At 71.1% G+C, this 14,884-nt stretch carries 11 protein-coding genes; 7 read left to right on the top strand and 4 right to left on the bottom strand.

Annotated elements, in window-relative coordinates; genetic code table 11:
- A partial coding sequence (locus ACWEFB_RS37960) for a condensation domain-containing protein (protein WP_452293065.1) occupies nucleotides 1-1,842 on the bottom strand: 1,842 nt, incomplete at its 3' end.
- Nucleotides 1,843-2,317: 475 nt separating this feature from the next.
- On the opposite strand from ACWEFB_RS37960, the gene ACWEFB_RS37955 reads away from it, so the two are divergent.
- Complete coding sequence (locus ACWEFB_RS37955) at nucleotides 2,318-3,703, top strand: glutamate-cysteine ligase family protein (protein WP_452293064.1); 1,386 nt, start codon at nucleotides 2,318-2,320, stop codon at nucleotides 3,701-3,703.
- A gap of 111 nt (nucleotides 3,704-3,814) precedes the next feature.
- Complete coding sequence (locus tag ACWEFB_RS37950; RefSeq protein WP_452293066.1) at nucleotides 3,815-4,246, top strand: YchJ family protein; 432 nt, start codon at nucleotides 3,815-3,817, stop codon at nucleotides 4,244-4,246.
- On the opposite strand, the gene ACWEFB_RS37945 is transcribed toward ACWEFB_RS37950, so the two are convergent.
- On the bottom strand, nucleotides 4,232-7,027 hold the full coding sequence (locus tag ACWEFB_RS37945) for an ATP-binding protein (RefSeq protein WP_452293063.1): 2,796 nt from the start codon (nucleotides 7,025-7,027) through the stop codon (nucleotides 4,232-4,234). The two genes, ACWEFB_RS37950 and ACWEFB_RS37945, sit on opposite strands and share 15 nt — an antisense overlap.
- A gap of 182 nt (nucleotides 7,028-7,209) precedes the next feature.
- Between ACWEFB_RS37945 and ACWEFB_RS37940 the strand changes: the two genes are divergently transcribed.
- Together ACWEFB_RS37940 and ACWEFB_RS37935 are read left to right on the top strand one after the other, a co-directional pair.
- Nucleotides 7,210-8,025, top strand: a complete 816-nt coding sequence (locus ACWEFB_RS37940; RefSeq protein ID WP_452293062.1) for an alpha/beta hydrolase — start codon at nucleotides 7,210-7,212, stop codon at nucleotides 8,023-8,025.
- Nucleotides 8,022-8,813: an MBL fold metallo-hydrolase gene (locus tag ACWEFB_RS37935; protein ID WP_452293061.1), complete on the top strand. Its 792-nt coding sequence runs from the start codon at nucleotides 8,022-8,024 to the stop codon at nucleotides 8,811-8,813. The genes ACWEFB_RS37940 and ACWEFB_RS37935 overlap by 4 nt, the downstream gene beginning before the upstream one ends.
- 109 nt (nucleotides 8,814-8,922) lie before the next feature.
- Here ACWEFB_RS37935 and ACWEFB_RS37930 read toward each other — a convergent pair whose 3' ends face one another.
- Entirely contained in the window at nucleotides 8,923-10,470 is a 1,548-nt protein-coding gene (locus ACWEFB_RS37930) for a hypothetical protein (protein ID WP_452293060.1), read from the bottom strand.
- A 106-nt stretch (nucleotides 10,471-10,576) separates the two neighbouring features.
- Between ACWEFB_RS37930 and ACWEFB_RS37925 the strand changes: the two genes are divergently transcribed.
- The 3 genes from ACWEFB_RS37925 to ACWEFB_RS37915 all read left to right on the top strand — a co-directional run bounded on the left by ACWEFB_RS37925 (nucleotide 10,577) and on the right by ACWEFB_RS37915 (nucleotide 13,613).
- Entirely contained in the window at nucleotides 10,577-11,764 is a 1,188-nt protein-coding gene (locus ACWEFB_RS37925) for a HAMP domain-containing sensor histidine kinase (protein WP_452293059.1), read from the top strand.
- Nucleotides 11,761-12,426 (top strand): response regulator transcription factor, encoded by a 666-nt coding sequence (locus ACWEFB_RS37920; protein ID WP_452293058.1) that lies wholly within the window; start codon nucleotides 11,761-11,763, stop codon nucleotides 12,424-12,426. The genes ACWEFB_RS37925 and ACWEFB_RS37920 overlap by 4 nt, the downstream gene beginning before the upstream one ends.
- A gap of 68 nt (nucleotides 12,427-12,494) precedes the next feature.
- Complete coding sequence (locus tag ACWEFB_RS37915) at nucleotides 12,495-13,613, top strand: hypothetical protein (protein WP_452293057.1); 1,119 nt, start codon at nucleotides 12,495-12,497, stop codon at nucleotides 13,611-13,613.
- 74 nt (nucleotides 13,614-13,687) lie between these two features.
- Here ACWEFB_RS37915 and ACWEFB_RS37910 read toward each other — a convergent pair.
- A partial coding sequence (locus ACWEFB_RS37910; protein ID WP_452293056.1) for a hypothetical protein occupies nucleotides 13,688-14,884 on the bottom strand: 1,197 nt, incomplete at its 5' end.

The following is a 14,884-nucleotide window of genomic DNA, read 5'->3' as shown; positions in this document are numbered from 1 at the left end:
CTTCGGCCACCCCGTCGACCCCGACGTATACAACAAATACGCCAACGCACCCGGATCAACCGACCCCCCGAACGACTCGGCCGACTCCGCCTCGATCTCCACCGCATCCCGGTCCAACCAGAGAATCCGCTGCGACCCGCCATCACCGGTCGTCGTCGCCAGGCTCTCCTGTGTCACGAGATGCCCCGCGCCGGAGTCCGAACGCAGCCACGACATCCTGGCCGGCGGCAACCCCGGATCCAACGGCAGGTACGCCGCACCACACCGCCACACCGCCAACAACGTCGCCACCAGGTCGGGCGTCCGGTCCAGACACACCCCCACCACCGAACCCGGCACGACCCCCGACCGCCGCAGATACCGGGCGATCCGATTCGCCCGCTCGTCCAACCCCCGATACGTCAGGGAACCCACCGCCAGCGCATCCGGAGCAGCCGCGACCCGCGTCCCGAACAACGACAGAACCGTCCCCGAGTACGGACGACGCGGACCCTGACCCCGCGCCAGAACCGACCGCAACCCGACCGCGTCATCCATCGGCAGCTCCGACACCCGCCGATCCACATCCTCCGTACACGCCCGCAACAACACCTCGAACCGACGCAACATCGCGCTGACCGTCTCCGGGGTGAACAGCGCGGTGTCGTACCTGGCCGTCATGGCCAGCCCGTTCGGGGTCATCCACGCGTCCACCACCAGGTCGAACAGGGTCTGCACCACGCCGACGGTGAACGGTGCGCCCTGCACTCCGGGAAGCACGTCCAGTCCCGGCTGGCCCTGGGTGTGCAGGACGAACATGGTCTCGAACAACGGGGTACGACTCACGTCGCGGGTCACGTCCAGTTCGCTGACCAGCCGCTCGAACAACACCTCCTGGTGTCCGTACGCGTCCAGGGCGGTGTCACGGGTTCGCCGCAGCAGCTCGCGTACGGTGGGGTCGCCGGAGAGGTCACCGCGCAACACCAGGGTCTGGATCAGGCAGCCGACGAGGGACTCCAGCTCGGCACGGGAACGCCCGGCGCTGGCCGTACCGACACAGACGTCGTCCTGACCGGCGTGCCGCCCCAGCAGCGCCTGGTAGCCGGCGAGCATCACCATGAACAGGGTGCACCGCTGGCTCTGCGCCAGCCGTTGCAGCCGGGCGGTGAGGTCACCGTCGAACTGGTGTCGTACCTGCGCCGTGCGCGAGGTCTTGAACAGCGGGCGGGGCAGGTCGGTCGGCAGCGCCAGGGTGGGTGCGCCGGCGAGCCGTTCCCGCCAGTACGCGAGATCCTGCTCCACCTTCCCCGCCGGCTGGTCCGCCTGCTCACGTACGTAGTCCGCCCAACCGACCGCCAGCGCCGGCAGGTCCGGTACGCCACCGTCGACCAGGGCGCCGTAGGCCGTACGCAGGTCGGCCATGAGGATCGTCACCGAGCTGCCATCGAAGATCACGTGGTGGACGACCACCAGCAACACGTGGTCGTCCTGGCCGAGGGTCAGCAGCACCGCCCGGATCAGCGGTCCACGGGCCAGGTCGAAGCTGGTGTCGAAGACCTGCCGCCCGATCTCGCGGGCCCGGTTCTCCCGCAGCGACTCCGGCTCCTCGGTCAGGTCGACGCGTTCGAGGTCGAACGGGCCGGGATCGGCGATCACCTGCACCGGGACACCGGCGCGGTCGAGGATGGTGGCGCGCAGCGCCTCGTGCCGGACGGTCACGGCGGCGAAGGCCCGGGCCAGCAGGTCGGCGTCGACCTTTCCCCGCAGCCGGCTGGCGTAGGTGACGTTGTTCGGCTGTCCCGGATCGAACCGGTCGAGGAACCACAGCCGTTCCTGCGCAGGCGACAGCGGTAGCTCAATCATGGTTCGCCACACTCCCCATTCGATCCGTCAGACACACGCCCGGCACACCACGGCCGGGGCGGGCTCCACGAGCCGCCCCGACCGGAGGGTGTTCGAGCGTGATGAGCGCAGTCGACGGAGTGGGCGCCGGTGCCATACGGGCGCATACCGGCACAGGCCTCTCCATTCCATTGTCGACGGTGGCCGTTCTGGCTACTGCCAAAGAACCCGGCGCACTTCGACAAGTATCTGTTTGCCGGTACCGGCTCGGACCATCCTTCGAGAAAGCGCATTCCGATGACCATTTGGCCGATCCCGAGCGCCGGTCGATGGACCAGGATGAGTCTCGTCGCCGACGGGGCGACCTCCGAAGTGGGTGCCTCGTGCCCGAACGGGCCAGGCGGCGTGCCGGGTTCCGCCGTTCACCCGCGCGAACCGACTGTTCACCGGCAGTTGGTCCGCGGCAGCCTGGACACCCGAGCGGCGCAGCCCGCTAATGGAGATCGCCTCCAGCCACCGGGTGCCCGGCCCGGCGAGGGGCAACTTCCCCTCCACCCGTACCTTCGTGTCCTGCGGCTGCGCGCGGCCGGACACCGGGACCCTGCACCCATCGGAGTCCGCCGTGGACGCTGCTGTCCTCACGGAGGCGACAGCCACCGCCTACGTCGCCGCCGCCGGCTACCGGGTCGGCCCCGTCGGTCGCGTCGGGGTCGAACTGGAGTACGTCGTGCGGGACCCTGCGTACCCGCTCGACCGCCCACCGACGGCCCGCCTGTACGCCGCACTCGCCCACCTCGGTGACCCGCTGCCCGGCGGCTGCCGGATCAGCGTCGAGCCCGGTGGCCAGCTCGAGCTGTCCTCGGCCGTCGGCGCGGGGCTGCAGGACTGCGTCGACGCGGTGGCCGACGACCTCGCCCTGGTCCGGGCCGCTCTGGGCGCGGACGGGCTCCGGCTCGACCCGACCGGGCTGGACACCGGAAGGCAGCCCCGGCTCGTCACCGAACACCCCCGTTACCTCGCCCTGGCGGCGTACCACGACCGTACGGGTGCGGCCGGCCGGACCGTGATGTGCAACACCGCGTCGGTGCAGGTGTGTCTCGACGCGGGGGACGAGTCCGCAGGGTGGCGCGGGTACCGCCGCCGGTGGCGGCTCGCCAACGCGATCGGTCCGGTGCTGCTCGCCGCGTTCGCCAACTCGCCGTACGTCGGCGCCTCGGGCACCCCCTGGGTGTCGTACCGGCAGGCGCTGCGGTTCGGCACCGACGCGAGCCGTACCCGGGCACCCCGTGCCGCCGCCGATCCCCGTACCGCCTGGGCTCGTTACGCCCTCGACGCGCGGGTGGCGGTGATCGCCCGGCCCGACCCGCTGCCGTGGCTCGTACCGGCGGGCGGCCTGACCATGCGGGACTGGCTGGCCGGTCACGGCCCCCGACCGGTCACACTCGACGACCTGGAGCGGCACCTCGCCACCCTGGTACCGCCGGTACGCCCCCGGGGGTACCTCGAATTCCGCATGATCGACCAGCAGCCGGGTGATGGCTGGGTGGTACCGGCGGCCGTGACCACCGCGCTGTTGGACGATCCGTCCGCCGCACACGCCGCGGCCGAGGCGACCGCGCAGCTCGGCTACCTACGCCCGCAGCGGGCCTGGCTGACGTCGGCACGCGAGGGCCTGGGCAACCCGGCGCTGCGCTCCGCCGCCCTCACCTGCTTCACCGCCGCGGCCGACGCCCTGCCCCGGCTCGGCGCCTCGGCTCGGGTCCAGGCAGCGGTGAGCGACTTCGTCGACCGGTACGTCGCGCCGGGCCGCTGTCCCGCCGACGACATCGCGGCGACCGGCAACCGGATCCACCTCCCCCGGTCCGTGGGCGCCCGAAGCTGAGCAAGGACCGCCCCCGAACTCGCCTTCCGAAAGCGTCCGGCTCGACTCCCCGGCGACCGCGTCCGGGTCCGGTCACGACCAGCCGGTACTGTCCGTCACAATGAGCCGGTGGTGAAACGCGGTGCTGCCCGGAAGGCGGTCGACAACTCGACCCGCCCCTGCCCCTGCGGCTCGACCCGGACGTACGGTGACTGCTGCGGCCCGCTGCACCGGGGAGAGACAACCGCGGCGACCGCCGAGCAGCTCATGCGGTCCCGGTTCAGCGCCTTCTCCGTCGGCGACACCGCCTACCTGCTACGGACCTGGCACCCCACCACCCGCCCTGCTCGACTGACCCTCGACCCTCGGCAGCGGTGGACGCGCCTCGACGTCGTCGACACCGATCGGGGCGGCCTGTTCGACACTGCGGGTACGGTCGAGTTCCGCGCCCACTACCAGGAGTCGGGACGACCCGACACGCTGCACGAGCGCAGTCGTTTTGTCCGCGAGGACGGGCAGTGGGTCTACCTCGACGGCGAGACGCCCCGGTCAGTCGGGCAGTGACTGACCGAGGTGGCGGCGCGAGGTGATGCCGAGCTTGCGGAAGACCTTCCGCAGGTGGTAGTCGACGGTGTTGGCGCTTAGGAACAGATGGGTGGCGATCTCCGGGTTGGTGGCTCCGGCCCTGGCCAGCCTCGCGATGGTCAGCTCCTGCGGGGTGAGTTCGTTCGCGAGCTCCACCGACCGCTGCCGGGCACGTTCGCCGGTGGCGACCAGTTCCTGCCGGGCCCGATCGGCGAACGCGTTCGCACCCATCTCCTCGAACATGCCGAGCGCCGTACGGAGTTCGTGGCGGGCATCGCGGCGACGTTTCTGCCGGCGGAGCCACTCGCCGTACAGCAGGTGGGCCCTGGCCAGGTCGGACCGCAACTGGGTCGGCTCCAGCCGGGTGATGGCCTCCCGGTACAGGCCGTCCGCCTCGGCGGGCGACGCGAGCAACGCCTGCGCGCGGGCCAGGATGCCGATCGCCGAAGGGGTGCCACTGACCGTGGCCCGCATCTCCAACTCGACCAGGGCCCGTTCCGCCAGCGCCCGGTCGTCGGCGCGGACGGCCGCCTCGACCAGGTCGGGCAGCACCCGACCGTGTAGCTGGGTCGGATCGTTGTCGACGAGTTCCCGGGCGATCGAGGCTGCCTCGGCGTAGCTGCCCCGGGCGATCGCGTAGATCATGTGCGCGATCCGCGCGGTGTCGGCGCTCGCACCCATCCCGATCTGGAGCGACACATCGAGGGTTCGCTGGATCTGGTCCCGGATCTGGGGATCGTCGCCGTCGGCGCGCCACGCGACGATTTCGGGCATCCGGTAGACCTGCCACTGCTCCGGCGTGACCCCGAGCGCCGAACGCAACTGGTGTACCTCGACCAGCAGCGCGTCAGCCTCGGCGAGGTTGCCGACCACGACCTCGTGCAGTGACCAGGCGAACAGGACGATGTCGAGTTCGTGCAGCGCCCCGGTGCGCCGGGCGACGTCGGCCGCCCGGCGGAGAATGCCGATCCGGGTCTCGTCGTCCCAGATCATGGTGCAGAAACAGACACCGGCGAGGTAGCGGGACAGGACCTCCGTGTCGGGAGTCTCGGGCGCGAGCAGCAGGGTGTTGGCCCGGCGCAGCAGCGGCACGGCGGCCGCGTAGTCACCGGCCACCAGGGTGGTGAGCGCGAGGAGCTGATAGTCGCCGAGCGTGACGGCTTTCGAGGCGTCGATCTGGTCGTGCGCGAAGGCGGCGATCTCGGCGGTGGTGGTGTCGACGATGCAACCCGCCGCCGCCATGGCGTGGTCGAACGCGCGCAGGAGCGCGTGGCGGGAGAGTTCCGGCGCATCCTGGCGAAACTCGGCCGAGGCGGTGAGGAAGATGGCGGCCACCCGTGCCTGAGCCCCCGCGTGGGCGACCGCCTCGCTGCGCACCATGAGCATCCGGCCCCGGGCCAGGTGGTCGATCAGAGCCACATCTATCCCGTCGAGCAGGGACTGGGCGCGTACCGCCGCTCCGGCGTTCAGCGCGGCCTCGGCCGCCGAGAGGAGGCGGCCGGACCGGATCGACTCGTCGGGGGTCAGCTCCGCCGCACGGGCGAGGAACGTGGCGCGGGCCGCATAACCGCCGCGGGCACCGGCGCGTTCGGCCGCCCGCTCCAGTTCGGCGGCGACGGTCTCGTCCGGGCCGGTCGACGCGGCGGCAAGGTGCCAGGCCCGCCGGTCGGCGTCACCGGACCGGGTCGTCGCGGCGGCGAGCGCGCCGTGGGCGGCCCGCCGCTGTACGCCGAGCGCACCGCCGTAGACCGCGGATCGGACCAGCGGATGCCGGAACCTGATGTCGGGCCGCAGTTCGATCAGCCGTGCGGACTCGGCCGGGTCGGCGGCGTCGGGCGTGATCCCCAGCATCGCGGCGGCGTTCGTGACGTAGTGCGGATCCCCGGCCGGCTCGACCGCGGCGAGCAGCATCCACCGTTGGGTCGCGTCCGGCAGCGACCGCACCCGTTGCAGGTAGTGCGCCTCGAGCCGGGCACCGAGCGGCAGCGGCTCGAGCAGAAGCGCGCCGCCGATCAGCGGGTCGCTCGCCAGTTCGGCGGCGAGGTCGGTCAGTGCGAGCGGGTTCCCACCGGTCTGCGTCACGATGTGTTCGGCGACCTGGGCGTCGAGCGGCGCGCCGATGACCGTGTGCAGGAGTTCGATCGCGTCGTTACCGGCCAAACCGGCCAGGTCGATGGTGGGCAACCCGTCCAGCGCGGCCATCTCGGTGCCGGTACGGACGGTGAAGACCAGACCGATGCCGTCGGCGTGGATCCGGCGGGCGACGAAGGCCAACGCGTGCAGCGACTCCTGGTCCAGCCACTGGGTGTCGTCGACGCAGCACAGCAGCGGGCTCTGCGCGGCGGCCTCGGAGAGCAGTGACAGGGCGGCCAGGCTCACCAGGAACCGGTCGGCGGGTGGTCCGTCGGCCAGGCCGCAGGCGACATGCAGCGCCCTTCGCTGCGATGCGGGCAACGGATGGTCCGTACGCAGGAACGGCACCAGCAGCCGGTGCAGGCCGGCGAACGGGAACTCCGACTCGGCCTCCACCCCGACGACCCGTACGACCGTGAGGTCCTCCGTCGCGGCGACCCGGTCGAGCAGTGTCGTCTTGCCCACACCGGCCTCGCCGCGCAGCACCAGTACGCCACTCAGGCCGGCCTTGGCTGCCTCGACGAGTTCGTCCAGACGGGCCCGCTCGACATCGCGTCCCACCAATACGGCGGGGTCACGGCCTCGGACGCCCTCCACCGACGCGCCGCCGTACGTGGTGCTCGACATCGCACAGAGGGTACGCGAAACGCGGGTTTGCGCCGACCCCCGGTGGACGCGACTACGTGGTTCACGTCATTCGAAGCCCATGACTACGTAGTCTCGTGATTCGAGGGCGATGTCGGTCCCCGGAGGGTCACAGGAACAGCCGGGTTCCGGCTTCCCGCGCTCTCGACCGATAGGGACCTGACATGAGTACTCCGGACACGATCGTGCTGGTTCACGGTTTCTGGGTGACCCCCAGAAGCTGGGAGAACTGGATCGCGCACTACGAGCAGAAGGGTTACCGGGTCATCGCGCCCGGATACCCGGGCTTCGAGGTGGAGGTCGAGGCGCTCAACGCCGACCCCGCGCCGATCCTGGCGGTGACGGTGCCGCAGATCATCGAGCACGTCGAGTCGATCATCCGGGAGCTGCCGACCCCGCCGATCATCATGGGGCACTCCGCCGGTGGGGCGTTCACCCAGATCCTGCTCGACCACGGGTACGGTGCCGCCGGTGTCGCGCTGAACTCGGCCCCGACCGAGGGTGTCCGGGTCGTACCGCTGTCCCAGGTGAAGTCGACGTTCCCGGTGCTCAAGAGCCCCGCCAACCGGCACAAGACGGTGGGACTCAGCTTCGACGAGTGGAAGTACGCCTTCACCAACACCTTCAGCGAGGAAGACTCCCGGGCGCTGTACGAGCGTTACCACATCCCGGCCAACGGCGGGATCCTGTGGGGCAGCGTGCTGGCCAACTTCCAGCCGGGGCACCAGGACACCTGGGTCGACTACAGCAACGACAACCGGGCGCCGCTGCTGTTCGTCTCCGGTTCCGAGGACCACATCATGCCGCCGGCGATCCAGCAGTCGAACGCCAAGCACTACAAGTCCGACACGGTCACCGAAGTCAAGGAGTACGAGGGCTACGCGCACCTCCTGCCCGCCCAGGAGGGCTGGGAGGAGATCGCCGACTACGTGCTGGACTGGGCGCTGCGTCACGCCAAGGCCGCACCGAGCGCCGGATGACCGACGTACGGATCACGCACATCGGCGGACCGACCACCCTCGTCGAGGTCGGTGGTTGGCGGCTGCTGACCGACCCGACGTTCGACGCCCCCGGCCGTCGGTACGCCTTCGGCTGGGGCACGTCGTCACGCAAGACGGCCGGGCCGGCGATCGCCGTGGCGGACCTCGGTCCGGTCGACGCGGTACTGCTCACGCACGACCACCACGGGGACAACCTCGACGACGCCGGCCGCGCCCTGCTGCCGGCGGTCGGCACCGTGATCACGACGGAGTCCGGTGCGGGACGGCTCGGCGGCAACGCCCAGGGGCTACGGCCCTGGGCCACCACCACGCTCAGCGCTCCCGGCAAACCGACGATCGAGGTCACCGCAACACCGTGCCGGCACGGCCCGCCACTGAGCGGGCCGATCGTCGGTGACGTCATCGGCTTCGCCCTGGCCTGGGAGGGCCAGCGGCACGGGGTGTTCTGGGTCTCCGGTGACACCGTGCTGTACGGCGGGGTGCGTCAGGTCGCCGAGCGGTTCACCGTCGGTACGGCGCTGCTGCACCTCGGCGGCGTGAAGTTCCCGGTGACCGGCCCGGTGCGGTACTCGATGACCGCACGCAAGGCCGTCGACCTGTGCCGGGAGGTCCGCCCGCACACGGCGATCCCGGTGCACTACGAGGGGTGGAAACACTTCCAACAGGGCCGCGACGCGATGGAGGCCGAGTTCGCGGCGGCACCCGACGACGTCCGGCGCAGCGTCCGGTGGTTGCCGATCGGTGTACCCGGCGACGTCGACGCCTGACCGGGGTGCACTCCCGGTTCACCTGGGTTGAGCCGGGTACGTTGCCGCGGCGGCGGGCGGACCACTGGCGGCGTCGGCCCGAGTGCCGGGCGGACGCCGCCAGTGGTGGTCACTTCGTGGTACCCCGTCGGCGTAGCCGGAACACGGCCAGGCCGAGCACGGCCGCGGCGAAGCCGCAGAGCACGGCGAGCCCGGCCCACCAGGCGAGGGGGAAGTAGCCCGCCGACGGCGCATAGTGGGCGACCACCTGCGGGTACGCGTGGCTGGTCTGCTGGACGGCGAAACCGGCGGCCGGGGTGAGGCGCAGCAGCCAGATGGAGACCTCGTCGGGCAGCAACGGCAGGGCCGCCACGACGTACGGGAGGACAACCGTCGAGACGGCGACGAGAACCGCCACCCAGGTACGCCGCAGCAGCGCGCCGAGGGCGGTCCCGAGCACGGCGGCGAGGGTGAACAGCGCGGCGGCGCCGAGGACGACCCGTACCTCCGTCAGCCCGGACACCGCCTGCACGCTGTTGCCGTTGGCACGCAGGATCCCCGTACCGAGCGGGACCGTGATCAGCGCGGCGAGCAGTCCGGTGACGAAGGCGACCGTACCCGTCACGGCTGCTCTCGCGGCCAGGACCCGGCTGCCGATCGGCGCGGCGGCGACCGGGCGGGTCCGTTGCTCGGCGGTCACGAACCGCACCGCCACGACGATCACGATGACCAGGCCGGCGGCCAGGCCGACGAGGGTGTCCTCCACGGAACGGCCGCCGACGGTGCCGACCGGTCCGATGTCACCGGATCCGGTGACGGTCAAGGCGCCGTTCGACTCGACGAGCCCGGCCGGCCGGTGATACCGCTCCCAGTCGGTGTGCCCCATCTCCCCGACACTGTCCCGGCTCCACTGCCCGGCGGGAGCCGCGCCGTCCAGGGTGACGTGGTCGAAAGTAGCGCTGGCCTGGGTGAAGCGCGCCTCGGCGATGCTCCCGCCGAGGGCGGTGGGTCGCAGCGTCAGGTCGCCGGGGGACGCGGCGAACAGGCCCACCCGCACGGTGCCGAGCAGGCCGGTCAGGCGGGCGGTACCGACCGGTGTCCAGACCTCGCCGTCGGTCGACTCGTAGCCGGTGACGGTGTCCCCGGCGCGGGTCAGCCGCAGCCAGCGCGGTGACTGGGCCGACACACCGTCCCGGCTGCCGGCGGTGTCGTGGGTGTAGTTGTACTGCATCCGTACGCCGTGTGCGCCGGTGACCGCCAGCGCCGCGTAGGAGGAACCCCGGGTCAGGCCGTCCTTGACGAGGATGCCGGCCTTCGCCCAGGGCACCAGGCCGGGGACGATCTCGTCGTGGTTGGGCGGCGGGTAGGTGATGACGCCGGTCATCGAGGTCATCCGGACGGTGATGCTGCCGTTCTCGCCCAGGGGGCGGTGCACGAAGTAGAACTGGTCGCTCACCGCCCTGCCGTCCGGGCCGAGCGGATCGGTCGGGCAGGCGACCTCAACGGTGCCCTCGCTGCACGATGCCCGGTTGGCGTACGCGACGAGCAGGCCCGGCAGGACGGTGAGCAGCACCGCGGCCGTCATGGCGATCACCCGACCCCGGCGGCGGAATCTGGTCCACTCGTGGCGTACGAGCACGGCTGGGGGGTCGGTAACAGCGTGGGGGGATTCCTGCATGGATGCGGTTCTACGGATCCGCCGCTAACACGGCCCGAACCGCCCCTGTCATGCCGCTGTTAGGTCCGTCGCGGCATCCTGGTGGTCCGCGAAACGGGGAGGACCCATGGGCAGGCTCGGCCGCCTGGCACTACCGGACCGGACCGTACGGCTACGTTTCACCATCCTCTACGCCGTCCTGTTCCTGGTGTCCGGGATCGGCCTGCTGGCGCTCACCAACCTGCTGGCCAACGGGGAGGTGACCTCGGTCGCTCCCGGACCGGACGTGCCCGGACGGCAGCCCGGCCTCACCACCGCCCAGGAACGCATCCACCTGCTCGAGGCGCAACTCGCCGACATTCGCCGGATACAGTCGCGCCAACTGCTGATGGGTTCGCTGGTCGCGTTGGTCGTGATGGTGGCGGTGTCGGTGTTGCTGGGAAAGGTGCTCGCCGGCCGGGTGCTGCGCCCGCTGCGTACGATCACCGCGACGACGCGGCGGATATCCGCCGCGAGCCTGCACGAGCGGCTGGCGGTGCCCGGACCCGACGACGAGGTCAAGGATCTCGCCGACACCATCGACGATCTGCTGGAACGTCTGGAGCTGTCCTTCGCCGCCCAGCGTCGGTTCGTCGCCAACGCCGCCCACGAACTGCGCACCCCACTGGCGACGATGCGGGCGTCGCTGGACGTGGCGGTGGCCAAACCGGAGCCGGCGCCCCCGCAGACGCGAGCCCTCGCGGATCGGCTCCGGACCGAACTCGACCGGACCGACCGCCTGCTGGAGGGATTCCTCGTGCTCGCCCGCGCCGAGCACGGGGCGCTGCCCGACCGCGTACCGGTCTCGCTCGGCGCCCTGGTCGCCGATGCCCTGACCGCCCGGGAGACGCAGATCGCGGCGAAGAACCTGACCGTCGACGACGACATCCGGGACGCCGGGTGGACGTACGGCAGTCCGACCCTGCTCGCCCGCTTGGCCGACAACGTGGTCGACAACGCGGTCAGCCACAACCGGGACGGCGGCTGGATCCGGATCTGCGCGACCAGGGCCGGCGACACCTCGGCGCAGCTGGTGGTGGAGACACCGGGGCCGGTTCTCGCGCCGGAGCAGGTCGCCCGCCTCGGGGTGCCGTTCCAGCGGCTCGGCGCCGACCGCACCCGGTCCGAGGAGGGCTCCGGCCTCGGACTGTCGATCGTCGCGGCCATCGTGAACGCGCACGGCGGTCGGCTGGACCTGCGCGCACGCCCCGAAGGGGGCCTGCGGGTCACCGTCTCGCTGCCGCTGGCGACCGCACCGGAAGTGGTCGCCGGATGAGGGTCCTGGTGGTCGAGGACGCGGTCTCGCTCGCCGACGTCCTGGCCGAGGGCCTGCGGGATCAGGGCATGGCCGTCGACCTCGCCCACGACGGACTGGCCGCCGCCGCCAAACTCGACCTCAACGCGTACGACGTGGTCGTGCTGGACCGCGACCTGCCGGGAATCCACGGCGACACCCTCTGTCAGATGATCACCGAACACGACAACCGCGCGATGGTGCTCATGTTGACCGCCGCCGCCTCGCCCGGGGACCGGGTCAGCGGGCTCACCCTAGGCGCCGACGACTATCTCGCCAAGCCGTTCCACTTCCCCGAACTGGTCCTACGTGTCCGTGCCCTGGCCCGCCGGCAACCCGCCGCCCGGGCCCGTACGCTGCGCGTGGCCGGTCTCGAACTCGACCCCGTACGCCGCACCGCCACCCGGGACGGCCGGCATCTCGACCTCTCGGTCAAGGAGTTCGCGCTGCTCGAAGCGTTGCTGCGGGCGAGTCCCGCCTTCCTGAGCACCGAGGACCTCCTCGAGCAGGTCTGGGACGAGAACGCCGACCCGTTCACCAACACCGTGACCGTGACCCTGGGCCGACTGCGCCGCAAACTGGGCAGTCCGCCGATCATCACCACGACACCCACCGTCGGCTACCGCATCACCGGACCGGGATGACAAGAAGCGGCGTACCACGGCGGTCGTGATCGGCGGATATCCTGCTCCTTCCGGTGGAGGGAGACGGGGTGGACCGGGCGCGTGTGTGGTGGCGGGTCGGCGATCGGGTGCGACGGCAGCGGCGGGCCTACACCCGTGGCGGCCTGCTCCTGCTCGTCTCGGCGGCGATGCTCCTCGGGGCCTGGCGTACCCGGGGGTTCGCCAGCGATCTGCTGCTCAACCTCGGCGCGAGCGTCGTGCTGGCCGCCATCTCGTACGTCATCTTCGACCCGCTGTTCGAAGAGGCTCGCAAGGCGCGGGTGCAGGAGCATGTCAGCTTCGACCAGAAGGCGTTCATCGACGTGCTCGCCCGCACCGGCCGCCGGGTACGCATCCTCGACACCTGGACGATCCTGCTCGAACTGGGCCACCGCGAGCAGACGTTGCGAGCCGTACGCGCGGCGCTGGAACAGGGTGCCCTGATCCAGGTGCTGCTGCTGGACCCGGACTGCGCGGCGGCGCAGCAGCGTACCGACGAGTTGGAGAAGCAGCACGTCAACGTCCCTCGACGGATCAAGGAGAACCTGCGCCACCTGTACGCCTTCTGGGCCTCCCTCGAAGGCCACCTCCGGTCCCGACTGCAGATCCACATCTACGACGCGTCACCGTCCATCCAGCTCTACCAGTGGGACGGGCAGGCCCTCATCTCCTTCTTTCCGATCGGCAAGCTGTCGTTCAACGTGCCGCAGTTGGAAGTGGACATGGCCAGCCCGTGGGGCGAGTTCGTGCACGCCCGGTTCGAGGAGTTGTGGGGGCACCACCAGGCGACCCTGAACCTGGAAAGGTACTGGGCGGCGCCGATGACACTGCGGCACGCCGACTCGGACATGGCCAAGAACCGGGTGCCGTACGCGCTGGTGGACGGGCAGGTCTACGTCGACTGCCGGACGTTCCATCTGACCCGGGACTCGATCGGCACGCTCACGGTCAGGACGCCCCTGCCGCCCCGGGCCAACGGGTCGGGGCCGGGCGAGTTCACCCTGGTCGAGGTCCGCGAGGAGGATCCGACGCCGCTGAGCCTGGTCCGCCGACGCTTCCAGGACAAGTACGGCGCGTCCCCGGACCGTCCCGACGAACGCATGTTGGTACGCCTGGTCCCCTCGGGCGGCGACCCGACCGACCCGCCGCCGCCCGCGCCCATGGGGTGAACGCGGGCGGCGACCGTCCCGCCCGGTGTGCCGTGCCCACCCGGATGGCGATCCACCGGGCGCATCCCGCACGATCACCTGATCCTGATGTCGATCTGGTTGTCCCAGTCGCCGAAGTCGGGCGCGATCTTGCCCTTGGTGTCGAGGGTGCGCAGGGCGAGTGTGCCGCTGGTCGGCGTCTGACCCATGGTGACGATGTGGAAGGTGAGCTTGCGTTCCTGGCCCGGCCCGAGTGGCGGCAGTACGCAGTAGAGGTGTTCACCCTCCATCGTGTGCTCCTGACAGGCGTACCAGCCGGGGCTGGCGCTGGACCCGCCACCGCCGGGGCTCAGCTTGAAGTCGAGTCGGGGCCTGGGGGCGGCGACCGTACCGACGTTGTTCATGGTGATGGTGATCTCGCCGGTACGGGTTCCGCCCTCGTAGGGCGCGCCGTAGACCAGGTCCGTCGCGGTGACGGTGAGGTTCACGTTGTACGGGTTGTCGGGGAAGGCGCGCTCACCTTCCGACTGGGTGAACCTCTCCCCGTTCCAGGAGTAGCCGCGCCACTGTCGCTGCGACCAGTCCAGGTCCCAACCACCGCCGGGTGCGTAGTCGGCGACCTGGACCCGTACCACGCCGTTGGCGCGCACCTCGACATCCAGCAGCCACTGCGGGGTTTTCAGGTCGCTCGGGACGACCTGACCGAGGGTGACGATCTTCCCTGCGGGGTCACGGTCGAAGGCGACCACCTGCGACGGGCCGGCCTGGCCGACCATGCAGCGGACCAGCGCGACGGTCTCGGTCGCCCCGTCGTTGTCGACGTCGCCGTAGGCGGTCGTCACCAGGACGTTGTCCCCGTCGTCGACCGCCTTCGCGGTCAGCTTCGCGCCACTGTCGGGGCAGCCCGGACCGGGCCGCCAGGCGGGCAGATCGACCGTGGCGCCGAGCAGGTCGGTGCGCGAGATCCGGCCGTCCGTCGCTGTCGGTGTGGTCGGTGCCGTGGACGGACTCGGCGTGGAGGTCACCGTCGGTGACGGGGTCGGATCCGCCGTCGTACCCGTCGTCGGGGACGGGTTCGGCGTGTTGTTGAGGGAGGCGACGGCGGCGACCGGGCCGATGACGAGGACCAGGGCGAGGGCGAGGCCGGTGGTGGTCGCGACCCGTCGGCGGTGCCGGACGGTGGTGCGTACGGCGTCGGGGCCGGGTGGGGTGATCTGGTCGAGCAGTCCGGTACGGAAGGCGGCGAACTCGGCGTCCAGCGCGAAGTCGTCGTACGCGAGGTCGTCGGTGTC

It is taken from the genome of Micromonospora sp. NPDC004704 (genome assembly GCF_053601675.1).
Note: the sequence above shows the minus strand (reverse complement) of the source record. Positions and strands in the feature narration are given on the sequence as shown.

What these genes read in the sequence shown, in the direction of transcription:
- ACWEFB_RS37955 (WP_452293064.1), top strand. Translation starts at nt 2,318, where the DNA reads ATGGAGATCGCCTCCAGCCACCGGGTGCCCGGCCCGGCGAGGGGCAAC.
- ACWEFB_RS37945 (WP_452293063.1), bottom strand. Translation starts at nt 7,027, where the DNA reads ATGTCGAGCACCACGTACGGCGGCGCGTCGGTGGAGGGCGTCCGAGGC.
- ACWEFB_RS37940 (WP_452293062.1), top strand. Translation starts at nt 7,210, where the DNA reads ATGAGTACTCCGGACACGATCGTGCTGGTTCACGGTTTCTGGGTGACC.
- ACWEFB_RS37935 (WP_452293061.1), top strand. Translation starts at nt 8,022, where the DNA reads ATGACCGACGTACGGATCACGCACATCGGCGGACCGACCACCCTCGTC.
- ACWEFB_RS37930 (WP_452293060.1), bottom strand. Translation starts at nt 10,470, where the DNA reads ATGCAGGAATCCCCCCACGCTGTTACCGACCCCCCAGCCGTGCTCGTA.
- ACWEFB_RS37925 (WP_452293059.1), top strand. Translation starts at nt 10,577, where the DNA reads ATGGGCAGGCTCGGCCGCCTGGCACTACCGGACCGGACCGTACGGCTA.
- ACWEFB_RS37920 (WP_452293058.1), top strand. Translation starts at nt 11,761, where the DNA reads ATGAGGGTCCTGGTGGTCGAGGACGCGGTCTCGCTCGCCGACGTCCTG.